This window comes from Streptacidiphilus rugosus AM-16 (genome assembly GCF_000744655.1).
GTDB classification, from domain to species: domain Bacteria; phylum Actinomycetota; class Actinomycetes; order Streptomycetales; family Streptomycetaceae; genus Streptacidiphilus; species Streptacidiphilus rugosus.
In genome coordinates this window covers 6244285-6255832 of sequence record NZ_JQMJ01000004.1, presented here as the reverse complement: position 1 = coordinate 6255832, position 11548 = coordinate 6244285, and the positions used below count along the sequence as shown (strand labels likewise).

Genomic DNA, 11548 nt, shown 5'->3' with positions numbered 1-11548 from the left:
CCTACGACTGCACGCCCCCCTGCACCGGCGTGCGCCCGCGCACGCCGTACCCCCGTAAGAGTGAAGCGTGACCCCGCCGATCGCACCAATGCGCCGAACGGCGGTCAGTGCGCCCCTGAGTGGCTACGCAGCCGACCTGCCGCGCGGCTATCTTCGCTTGGGTGAAGGCAATCCGACGTTTCACGGTCCGCACCGTCCTGCCCGAACCCCTCCAGGCCCTCGGTGAGTTGGCACTCAATCTGCGCTGGTCCTGGCACCCCGAGACGCGCGAGCTGTTCCGCTCCGTCGATCCCGAGGTGTGGGAGGCCACCGGTTGCGACCCGGTGCGCCTGCTGGGCGCCGTTTCCGGCCAGCGGCTCGCCGCCCTGGCCGCCGACAGACGTTTCCTGCGCCGCCTGCACGACGCCGAGGAGGACCTCCGCGACTACCTGACCGGACCGCGCTGGTACCAGCGCCAGCGCGGCAGCGAGCTGCCCGCCGCCGTCGCCTACTTCTCGCCCGAGTTCGGCATCACCGCCGCGCTGCCGCAGTACTCCGGCGGCCTCGGCATCCTGGCCGGCGACCACCTGAAGGCCGCCAGCGACCTCGGCGTGCCCATCATCGGCGTCGGCCTGCTCTACCGTCACGGCTACTTCCGCCAGTCGCTCTCCCGGGACGGCTGGCAGCAGGAGCGCTATCCGCTGCTCGACCCCAACGAACTCGCCGTCAGCCTGGTGCGTGAGCCCGACGGCAGCCCCAGCACCGTCGTGCTGGCCCTGCCCGGCGGCCGGCAGCTGCACGCGCAGATCTGGAAGGCCCAGGTCGGCCGGGTGCCGCTGCTGATGCTCGACTCTGACATCGAGGTCAACGACGCGCGGGCGCGCGACGTGACCGACCGGCTCTACGGCGGCGGCAGCGAGCACCGGCTGCTCCAGGAGATGCTGCTCGGCATCGGCGGCGTCCGCGCCGTGCGCACCTTCTGCCGGCTCACCGGACACGCCGAGCCCGAGGTCTTCCACACCAACGAGGGCCACGCGGGCTTCCTCGGCGTGGAGCGTATCCGCGAGCTCACCCGTCCGGTCGAGGCGGGCGGCGCCGGCCTGGACTTCGACGCCGCGCTGGAAGCCGTCAGGGCCGGCACCCTGTTCACCACGCACACGCCGGTCCCGGCCGGGATCGACCGCTTCGACCGGCAGATCGTGCACCGCCACTTCGCGGCTGACGGCGCGTCCGGCGTGGGCGGTGTCGGCGGCGGGTCCGGGGCCGGGTCCGGGACCGGCGGTTCCGGCGCGCAGGGGGAGCCGCTGGGCGGCGTCCCGGTGGACCGGGTGCTCGCACTCGGAGTGGAAAGCTGGACCGGGGGCGACCCCGCGCTGTTCAACATGGCCGCGATGGGTCTGCGCCTCGCCCAGCGGGCCAACGGCGTCAGCCTGCTGCACGGCCAGGTCAGCCGGGGCATGTTCAGCGGCCTGTGGCCGGGCTTCGACGCCGCCGAGGTGCCGATCACCTCCATCACCAACGGCGTCCACGCTCCCACCTGGATCGATCCCGAGGTCGTCCGGCTGGCCTCGCGCGAGCTCGGCACCGACCGGATCGACGACGCCATGGTGCTCGGCGAGTCCCGGCGCTGGGACGGCATCGACGCCATCGCCGACGACGAGATCTGGGAGCTGCGCCGCCGCCTGCGGGCCCAGCTCGTGGAGGAGGCCCGCGCCCGGGTGCGCGCCTCCTGGCGGCAGCGCGGCATGGGCAACGCCGAGCTCGGCTGGACCGGGCAGGTGCTCGACCCCGACGTGCTGACCATCGGCTTCGCGCGGCGGGTGCCCTCCTACAAGCGGCTCACCCTGATGCTGCGCGACCAGGAGCGACTGCGCGGACTGCTGCTGCACCCGACCCGGCCGATCCAGATCGTCGTCGCGGGCAAGGCCCACCCCGCCGACGACGGCGGCAAGGCGCTGATCCAGAAGCTGGTCGCCTTCGCGGACGACCCCGCGGTGCGCCACCGGATCGTCTTCCTGCCCGACTACGACATGGACATGGCCGCCAAGCTCTACCCCGGCTGCGACGTCTGGCTGAACAACCCGCTGCGCCCGCTGGAGGCCTGCGGCACCAGCGGAATGAAGGCGGCGCTCAACGGCGCACTCAACCTGTCCGTGCTCGACGGCTGGTGGGACGAGTGGTTCGACGGCGGCAACGGCTGGGCGATCCCGACCGCGGACGGCGAGCCCGACGAGGACCGTCGTGACGAGATCGAGTCGGCGGCGCTCTACGACCTGATCGAGCACCAGGTCGCGCCGCGTTACTACGACCGCGACGGCCACGGGCTGCCGCGGCGCTGGATCCAGATGGTGCGCCACACCCTGGCCACCCTCGGCCCGAAGGTGCTGGCCGCACGCATGGTCAGGGAGTACGTCGAGCGCCTGTACGCCCCGGCGGCCGAGGCGCAGCGCGCGCTCGGGGGTCCCGGCGGCTCGGGCGAGCCCTACGCCGGCGCCCGGGAGCTGGCGGCCTGGAAGGTCAGGATCCGCGCGCACTGGCCGCAGATCAGGGTCGAACACGTCGAGGCGGTGGGCAGCGCGGACGCCCCGGAACTCGGCAGCACGCTCACCCTGCGGGTCCAGGTGCAGCTCGACGGCCTCGACCCCTCGGACGTGGACGTGCAGGCGGTCTCCGGCCGGGTGGACGACGCCGACGTGATCTCGGACGTCGCCACGGTCTCGCTGAAGCCGGCCGACCGCGCCGACGTCGACGGGCGTTGGCGCTACGAGGGCCCGCTGGAGCTGAGCCGGACGGGGCCCTTCGGGTACACGGTCCGGATCCTGCCGAGCCACCGGCTGCTGGCGACCGAGGCGGAGCTCGGCCTGATCGCCGTCCCTGCGGAGACGACGGGACTCAGCGACGGCGTGCTGCGGTAGACGGCGGCCGACGGCGCTGACGCACGGTCGGGCGCGGGCTCCGGAAACCCGGTGCCCGCGCCCGGCGTGCTCAGTAGGGTCGAGCGCATGCGAATCCTTGTGCTCGGCGGTACCGCGTTCGTCGGCCGCGCCGTCGTGGCGGAGGCCCTCGACGCCGGCGCGCACGTGACCCTGTTCGGCCGGGGGAGGACGGGGACCGAGCTCTTCCCCGAGGCCGCCCGCCTCGTGGGGGACCGGGACACCGGCGACCTCGACGCGCTGCGCGCGGGCAGCTGGGACGCGGTCGTCGACGTCAGCGGCTATCTCCCCGGGCAGGTCGGCGCGGCGATGGACGCGCTGGGCGACCGGGTCGGCCGCTACCTCTTCATCTCCACCAACGCCGTCTACCAGGAGGACGGCGTCGGCCCCGGCGCGGACGAGTCCACGCCGACCCGGCCGCCGGTGCGGACCGTCGCGCGCGTCGACGATCTGGACAACGCCACCTACGGGCCGTCCAAGGTGGCCTGCGAGGACGACATCCGAGACCGCTTCGGCGGGCGGGCGACCATCGTCCGGGCAGGGCAGCTGGTGGGACCGCACGACGAGAACGAGCTCTTCGCCTACTGGGTCCGCCGGGCCGCGCGCGGCGGGCGGGTGGCCATGACCGCCGACCCGGCCCAGCCCGTCCAGGTGCTGGACGTGCGGGACCTGGCCGTGCTGGTGCGCCGCCTGGTCGAGGACGACAGAGGCGGTGTCTTCAACGCGATGGGACCGGCCGAACCGACGACGCTCGGCGGACTCGTCGAGACCTGCGCGGCCGCGGCGGGCACCAGCGTGGAGCTGGTACGGACCCCCGCGGAGGCCGCCGCCGGAGCCCCGCGCCTGCCCTTCGTGCGCGCCGCCTGGGCCAGTCAGCAGCGCGACACGACTCTGGCCCGCGCGGCCGGACTGCCCGGCACGCCGCTGGCGCGCACGGCCGCCGACGTGCTCGCGTGGGACCGCGGCCGCGGCGAACCGCCGCTGAGCTGCGGCCTCTCGGAGGAGCAGGAGCGCGCGCTGCTGGCCGGCCTGTCGGGGGACGCCGCTCGTTCTTGACCGGACACCGTCTGTTTTCCCGGACGCAACGTCAAAGGGCTTCCGCCGCAACACTTTGCCGGGCAGACTTCTACGCGCGTTGCACAGCGCGCGTAGATCCCATTTGTGAACTGGAGCCCCGATGTCCCTGAAGCGCAGAGAGTTCGTCGCCGGAACCGCGGCCGTCGCGGCGGGAGTCGCCGTCGCCGGCACCGCTGCCGCCACGCCCGCCGCCGCGGTCGACGCCCCCGGCGCCCACGGCGGCAAGCAGCCGAAGACCTTCTCCTTCACTGTCCTCGGCACCACCGACGTGCACGGACACGCGCTCAACTGGGACTACTTCACCGACGCGGAGTACGAGGACAAGGCCCAGAACGACGTCGGCCTGGCGAAGATCTCCACCCTGGTCAAGCAGATCCGCGAGGAGGTCGGCCACGAGCGCGTGCTGCTGATCGACGCCGGCGACATCATCCAGGGCACCCAGCTCAGCTACTACTACGCCAGGGTCGACCCGATCACCGCCAAGCCCGAGCACAAGGCTCCGCGGCACCCGATGGCGCTGGCCATGAACGCCATGCGCTACGACGCGGCGGCGCTGGGCAACCACGAGTTCAACTACGGCATCGACACGGTCCGCGCCTTCGAGCGCCAGTGCGACTTCCCGCTGCTCGCGGCGAACGCGATCGACGCCAAGACCAACCGTCCGGCGTTCTCCCCGTACATCATCAAGAAGATCCACGTCCCGCACGGCCCGCACCTCAAGGTCGGCATCCTGGGTCTGACCAACCCCGGCATCGCCATCTGGGACAAGGACAACGTCGCCGGGAAGATGACCTTCAACGGCATCCCGGAGCAGGCCGCGATCCACGTCCCCCGCGTGCGCAGCGCGGGCGCGGACGTGGTCATCGTCTCCGCCCACTCCGGCATCGACGAGCCCAGCTCCTGGGGCGACCAGCTGCCGTACGCCGAGGACGCCTCGGCGGCGATGGCGGCGAGCGTCCCCGGCATCGACGCGGTGCTCGTCGGCCACACCCACAAGGAGGTGGCGCAGCGACTGGTCACCAACACCGCGACCGGCAAGACGGTCGTCCTCTCCGAGCCCTACTGCTGGGGCTTCCGGCTCTCCCGCTTCGACTTCGTCGTCGAGCTGGTCGACCACCAGTGGCAGGTCGTCTCCTGCACGGCGACCGTCCTCAACAGCAACACGGTGGACGAGGACCCGAAGATCGCCGCCCTGGTCCAGCAGGAGCACGCCGCGGTGCGGACCTACGTCAACCAGACCATCGGCACCTGCACCGAGGACCTCTCGATCGCGCGGGCCCCGTTCCAGTGCGTGCCGATCGTGGACCTGATCGGCAAGGTCCAGGCCGACACGGTGAAGGCCGCCCTGGCCTCGACCTCCTACGCCAACCTGCCGGTCCTGGCCCAGGCCGCCCCGTTCAACCGGACCGCGGACATCCCGGCCGGCACGGTGCGCCTGCGGGACGCGGCCGGGCTGTACATCTACGAGAACACCCTCGAAGCGAAGCTGATGACGGGCGCCCAGCTCCGGGACTACCTGGAATTCACCGCCGAGTACTTCAACACGCTGGCGGTGGGCGCTCCGATCGTCGAGTCCGCGCTGACCAACGCGAACGGTACGCCGGACTACAACTTCGACGAGATCTACGGCCTGAGCTACGACATCGACGTCTCGCAGCCGGTCGGCTCGCGGATCGTGAACGTGAAGTACGCGGGGCAGCCGATCGACGACGCGGCGCAGTTCGTGCTCGCGGTGAACAACTACCGCGCCAACGGCGGCGGCAACTTCCCGCATGTCGCCTCGGCGCAGCTGGTCTGGAGCGCGTCGGACGAGATCCGCAACACGATCATCGCCTGGGTCAAGGCGAAGGGTCAGATCAACCCGGCCGACTTCTACCAGAACGGCTGGCGGCTGGTCCGCGCCGGCGTCCCGCTGTACTCGTGAGAGTCGGCGGATGACCTGATCAACTAGGGTCTGAGCTGGGGGTTTTCACTCTTGTGAGTGATGGTGTGGGGCTTGGTGGGGTGTCATAATTGTTCTATGGACGCCTCGATGTTCGGGGGCGGGTGTGAAGACGGAGATGCGTCCATGGGTGAGGTGTTTTCTGCCTCGCTGGGGGACGTGTTCCGTGCGGATCCCCTGACTCCCTCAAGCTCCCGCCAGGCCCGCGTTTCGACCGAGCCGCTGCGGACCCTGCCCTCTTCTTCTCTGACGTTCTTGGCCGCGTTGGCGGCGGAGGACGACGACACCCTGTGCGCGGCCGGTGCCCCGTTCCAGGCCGAGCAGCTCCTCGCGCTGGTCCGGTTCGAGGAGATGGTGGGGGCGGAGCTCGCGCGCCGGGTGGCGGTGTTCGACCGCACCGGCGCGGTGGCCGCCACCCGTTCCCGGACGGCGAAGGGGTTCCTGCAGACGCACGGCCAGTTGAGTGACCGGGCGGCGAAGCAGCTCGTCGAGCGCGCTCGCCGCCTGGACACCCTGCGCACCGTCCGCGCCGCGCAGGCGTCGGGGGAGCTGTCGGGGTGCCAGGCCGACGTCATCGCCCACGAGATCACCGACGTGGAGGACCCGCAGGCTCGCGCCCAGGCCGAAGAACTCCTGGTCGGGCAGGCGAAGGAACTCCACTTGGGTCAGCTCAAGCAGGCCGCCCGGCAGGTCCGCGCCCACCTCGTGGAGGAGCAGGAGCCGCAGGCGAAGGACGCCCCGGCGCTGTTCCGGTCCACCGCGAGGCTGTCGCAGACCGGCACGAGCGATGACCCGTTCTGGGTGCTGACCGCCGAACTGTCGGCGGTGGCGGGGGAGAAGCTGCGCGTCGCGCTGGAGGCGGCGATGGGCACCCCCGTCGAGGGGGAAACCCGGACGCATCCGGAGCGGATGGGCGACGCCCTCGAAGCGGTCGCCGACCTCGCGCTGGGCTGCGACAAGCTCCCCACCACCGGTGGTCAGCGCCCCCACTTCACCGTGATCGCGGATCTGGACGCGCTGCGGGAGGAGTGCCCGGCCCACCCCACCTTCACCGACGACCCGGAAACGGACGGGAACGATGATGTGTCGGGGTTGCTGCACCCGGTGGGTGTCGCCACCAGCACGCGGGGGTTTCGGTTGCCGCGGTGGCAGGCCCGTAAGGAGTCCTGCGACTGCCGGCTCCGGGTGATCCTCACCAAGGGCCAGGGCAAGCCGGTCTCCATCGGCCGCGCCACCCGCACCGTCCCCGCGCACCTGCGGGACGCGGTCATCGCCCGGGACCGGCACTGCGTCTGGCCCGGCTGCACCCGCCCACCCACCTGGTGCGAGGCCCACCACCTCACCCACTGGGCCGACGGCGGCCACACCAGCCTCGACAACCTCGCCCTGCTCTGCGGGGAACACCACACCGACCTGCACCAGACCGGCTGGGAGTTGGAGATGACCAACGGCAGGCCGAGGGCGGTGCCACCACCGGACACACCCCCACCCCCCAACACCCGCTACCCCAACCGGTAGCCAACCCCACAGCGTGCCGATGAGCCGCCCACCCGGCGGCCCATCGGCACGCCCATGTGACGGTCAGGTGCTGCTGAGGGGCTGAAGCAGACGGACGGTCAGACCAGACTGTCCCGCCAGGCCTGATGGAGGCTGGCGAAGCGGCCCGTGCCGGCGATGAGTTCGGTGGGGGTGCCGTCCTCGACGATGCGGCCCTGTTCCATGACGAGGACGCGGTCCGCGATCTCCACCGTCGAGAGTCGGTGGGCGATGATCACGGCCGTGCGTCCGGCCAGGACGGTGTGCATCGCGCGTTGGACCGCCTGCTCACCGGGGACGTCCAATGAGGAAGTCGCCTCGTCCAGGATCAGCACCGCCGGGTCCGCCAGCAGGGCGCGGGCGAAGGCGACCAGCTGCCGCTGGCCGGCGGAGATGCGGCCGCCGCGCTTGCGGACGTCGGTGTCGAAGCCCTCCGGGAGCGCCGCGATGAACTCGTAGGCGCCGATGGCCTTGGCCGCCGACTCGACCTCTTCGCGGGTCGCGTCGGGTCGGCCGATGGCGATGTTCTCCGCCACCGTGCCGGAGAAGAGGAACGACTCCTGCGTCACCATGACCACGCCGCGCCGCAGCTCCGGGGTGGCCAGCGCGCGCAGGTCGACGCCGTCGAGGGTGACCTCGCCCTGGGTCGGGTCGTAGAACCGGGCCAGGAGCTTGGCCAGCGTCGACTTGCCCGCGCCGGTCGCGCCGACCACCGCCACGCTCTGCCCTGCGGGAATGCGCAGGTCGAAGGTGGGCAGCACCTGCTTGCCGGTGCGGTAGGAGAAGGCGACGTCGGCGAAGTCGACCTCGCGGCCGGGGATCGCGTCCTCGGTCTTCTCCGGCAGGGCGACGGGCTCGGCCGGCTCGGGGACGGAGGGCTCGTGGGCCAGCAGACCCGCGATCTTCTCCAGTGCCGCCGAGGCCGACTGATAGCTGTTCAGGAACATCGCCACGTGGTCGATCGGGTCGAACAGCCGGCGCAGGTAGAGCACGAAGGCCGCCAGCACACCGAGCTGCAGGCTGCCCTGGGCGACCAGGAACGCGCCCCACACGACGATGCCGGTGATCCACACGTTCGCCGTCGCCCGCGAGGACGCGACGAAGCGCGCCATCGAGAGCAGGCCGAGGGCGTTCGAGTCGGCGTAGTCGTCGTTGGAGACCGCGAAGGCCTTCTCGTTGGCTGCCTCCCTGCGGAAGGCCTGCACGGGGCGGATGCCGTTCATCGTCTCGGTGAAGCGGACGATCACGCTGGCCACGGCCGTGCGCGAGCGGCGGTAGATGACCTGCGAGCGCCGTCGGTAGCCGCGCGTGAACAGGTAGATCGGCACCACCGAGGCGAGCGAGGCGAGCCCCAGCCTCCAGTCCATGACCACCAGCAGCAGGCTGATGTAGACCAGCGAGAGCACGACGGAGAGCAGCTCCTGCAGGCCCTCGTTCAGCAGCTCGCGGACGGTGTCCACGTCGCTGGTGGCGCGGGAGATGATGCGGCCGGAGGTGTAGCGCTCGTGGAAGTCCAGGCTCAGCGCCTGGGCGTGCCGGAAGATCCGGCGGCGCATCTCCAGCAGGATGGCCTGGTTCACCACGCCGGAGAGGCGGATGAAGGAGCGCTGGAGCAGGGTGGCCAGCGCCGCGCAGCCGAGATAGCCGGCCGTCACCGCGACCAGCGGGCCCCAGTCGTGCGCCCGCAGGGCGGGGATGCCGCGGTCGATGGCGTAGGAGACCAGCAGCGGGCCGACCTGCAGCGCCGCCTGCTGGACCATGATCATGACCATCGCCAGGGCGATCCGCGCCTTGTGCGGGCCGAGCAGCGAGCGCAGCAGGGCGCGTGGCGCGCCCGGCGGAACCGGGATGTCCTCGCCGTCGGCCACCGCGTCCTCGGCGGGGGAGCCCGGCTCGGACGCGGCGGCCGCCGCACCGTCCGCTGCGCCCTCAGCCGCTGCGCCGTCCGCCGACGTGTCGGGCCGCCGGGACCGCTGTTCCTCCTCCGTCTGTTCCGTCTGTTCCGTCTGTCCGGTCTGTTCCGTCTCGGTCACGCTCATCGCGTGAGGCCCCCGTCCTCGGCTCGTTCGCCCGACATCAGCTCCCGGTAGTCCGGGTTCGACTCCAGCAACTCGTGGTGTGTGCCCACGGCGGTGATCCTGCCGTCCGCCAGCAGGGCGACGCGGTCGGCCAGCATCACCGTGCTCGGCCGGTGGGCGACGACCAGCGCCGTCGTCTCGGCCAGCACCTGCCGCAGGGCCTGCTCGACCAGGGCCTCGGTGTGCACGTCCAGGGCCGAGAGCGGGTCGTCCAGCACCAGGAAGTCCGGTGCGCCGACGACCGCGCGGGCCAGGGCGAGGCGCTGGCGCTGGCCGCCGGAGAGGCTCAGCCCCTGCTCGCCGACCTGGGTGTCCGGGCCCTCGGGGAGGCTGCGGGCGAACTGCGCCTGCGCCACGTCCAGGGCTCGCTCGAAGGACTCGTCTGACGCGTCGGGCGCGCCCATCAGCACGTTCTCGCGCACGGAGGCGGAGAAGAGGGTCGGCTCCTCGAAGGCCATCGACACCAGCTCGCGCAGCTTGGCGCGGGAGATGTCGCGGACGTCGGTGCCGTCCAGCGTGATCCGGCCGCCTTCGGTCTCGTAGAGGCGGGGGAGCAGTGCCGTCAGCGTGGTCTTGCCGCTGCCGGTCAGACCGACCAGCGCCATGGTCTCGCCGGAACGGATGTGCAGGTCGACGCCGGACAGCAGGTCGGGGGAGTCGGCGGGGGCGTCCGGGTAGCGGAAGCGCACGCCCTCCAGCCGGATGCCATCCCGCTCCGTCGGCGCGGACGCGGCGGGTGCGTCTGACGCGTCGGATGCGGTGGGTGCGCCGACCGCAACCGTCCGCTCGGCGACGTCGGCCTTCGCCACGTCCTCCGCGTCGGCCGGGCGGGCGTCCATGACCTCGAAGAAGCGGTCCGTCGCCGTCGCGGCCTCGTTGCTGTAGGCCAGCAGCCAGCCCAGCGACTCCACCGGCCAGCGCAGCGACAGCGCCGTGGACAGGAAGCCGACCAGGGTGCCGGCCGTGGTGCTGCCGTGCGCGACCTGGACCACGCCGACCGCCAGCGAGATGCCCAGAGCGAGCTCGGGCAGACCGACGATGACCGCCCACAGGTCCGCCAGCAGCCGGGCCTTCCGCAGCTCCGTGCCCCGCAGCAGCTCGGCCTGGTCGCGGTAGCGGGCGGCCATGGTGCGGTGCCGGCCGAAGGACTTGAGGATCCGGATGCCGAGCACGGACTCCTCCAGGACCGTGGCGAGGTCGCCGTTCTGGTCCTGGGAGAGGCGGGCGGCGGCCGAGTAACGGCGCTCGAAGTAGGAGCAGAGCAGGATCAGCGGCACGGCGGGCAGCACCGTGATCAGCGCGAGCTGCCAGTCGAGGCCGAACATGATGGCGATACCGGTCAGGAAGACCATCGAGTTGACGATCAGGAAGATCAGCGGGAAGGCCAGGAAGAGCCGGATGGTGTACATGTCCGACGTCGCCCGCGAGAGCAGCTGCCCCGAGGCCCAGCGGTCGTGGAAGGAGACCGGAAGCCGCTGCAGCTTCGCGTAGAGATCGGCGCGCATCTGCCGTTCGACGGTGGCCAGCGGTCGGGCGACCAGCCAGCGGCGCATGCCGAAGAGGCCCGCCTCCAGCATGCCGAGGACGAGCAGCAGGGCGCCCTGGAGCCAGAGGCCGGAGGTGTCCCGGTGCGCGACCGGACCGTCGACGATGTTCTTCAGCACCAGCGGGATCACCAGCGCGGAGAGCGAGGCGAGCAGCGCGGCCGTGGTCGAGCCGACCAGGAACCAGCGGATCGGGCGCGCGTAGGGCCACAGCCGGAGCAGCGAACGGATCGCCGAGTGCTTGGCCGGCGCGAGCCGGTCGGGCTCGGTCGGCTCCTCGGTGGGGGCTGTGGAGAGCGGCAGGTCGGGTGTGGGGGGCGGAGTGGGTTCGGACGTCTGCGGCTGGGTGGACAGCTCAGTCATCAGCTCGGCATCCAGGTCGTCGGGCGTTTCGGGGGCATCGTTCCGGAGCCTAGACCGGACCAGTGACAGCCCTCATCCCAATTTCCGCCCCTTACA

6 protein-coding genes are annotated in these 11548 nt (G+C 71.8%); 4 read left to right on the top strand and 2 right to left on the bottom strand.

The window, feature by feature from the left end; genetic code table 11:
- The first annotated feature begins 161 nt into the window (after window positions 1–161).
- The 4 genes from glgP to BS83_RS42595 all read left to right on the top strand — a co-directional run bounded on the left by glgP (window position 162) and on the right by BS83_RS42595 (window position 7449).
- Entirely contained in the window at window positions 162–2894 is a 2733-nt protein-coding gene (gene glgP / locus BS83_RS37270) for an alpha-glucan family phosphorylase (protein WP_037607694.1), read from the top strand.
- Between the two features lie 87 nt (window positions 2895–2981).
- Window positions 2982–3968, top strand: coding sequence for an NAD-dependent epimerase/dehydratase family protein (locus tag BS83_RS37265; protein ID WP_037607693.1), 987 nt, complete (start codon window positions 2982–2984; stop codon window positions 3966–3968).
- Between the two features lie 121 nt (window positions 3969–4089).
- The gene (locus BS83_RS37260; RefSeq protein ID WP_037607692.1) at window positions 4090–5913 is read left to right on the top strand and encodes a bifunctional metallophosphatase/5'-nucleotidase; all 1824 of its coding nucleotides are present in this window, start codon (window positions 4090–4092) and stop codon (window positions 5911–5913) included.
- Between the two features lie 144 nt (window positions 5914–6057).
- The gene (locus tag BS83_RS42595) at window positions 6058–7449 is read left to right on the top strand and encodes an HNH endonuclease signature motif containing protein (RefSeq protein WP_198035384.1); all 1392 of its coding nucleotides are present in this window, start codon (window positions 6058–6060) and stop codon (window positions 7447–7449) included.
- A gap of 98 nt (window positions 7450–7547) precedes the next feature.
- On the opposite strand, the gene BS83_RS37250 is transcribed toward BS83_RS42595, so the two are convergent.
- Both BS83_RS37250 and BS83_RS37245 read right to left on the bottom strand, forming a co-directional pair.
- The gene (locus BS83_RS37250; RefSeq protein WP_084714720.1) at window positions 7548–9506 is read right to left on the bottom strand and encodes an ABC transporter ATP-binding protein; all 1959 of its coding nucleotides are present in this window, start codon (window positions 9504–9506) and stop codon (window positions 7548–7550) included.
- Window positions 9503–11452, bottom strand: coding sequence for an ABC transporter ATP-binding protein (locus tag BS83_RS37245; RefSeq protein WP_084714718.1), 1950 nt, complete (start codon window positions 11450–11452; stop codon window positions 9503–9505). Before BS83_RS37245 ends, BS83_RS37250 begins: the two co-directional genes overlap by 4 nt.
- Between the last annotated feature and the right edge of the window lie 96 nt (window positions 11453–11548).

Coding starts and splice junctions, on each gene's coding strand:
- BS83_RS37245 (WP_084714718.1), bottom strand. CDS start 11,452: ATGACTGAGCTGTCCACCCAGCCGCAGACGTCCGAACCCACTCCGCCC.
- BS83_RS42595 (WP_198035384.1), top strand. CDS start 6,058: ATGGGTGAGGTGTTTTCTGCCTCGCTGGGGGACGTGTTCCGTGCGGAT.
- BS83_RS37250 (WP_084714720.1), bottom strand. CDS start 9,506: ATGAGCGTGACCGAGACGGAACAGACCGGACAGACGGAACAGACGGAA.
- BS83_RS37260 (WP_037607692.1), top strand. CDS start 4,090: ATGTCCCTGAAGCGCAGAGAGTTCGTCGCCGGAACCGCGGCCGTCGCG.
- BS83_RS37265 (WP_037607693.1), top strand. CDS start 2,982: ATGCGAATCCTTGTGCTCGGCGGTACCGCGTTCGTCGGCCGCGCCGTC.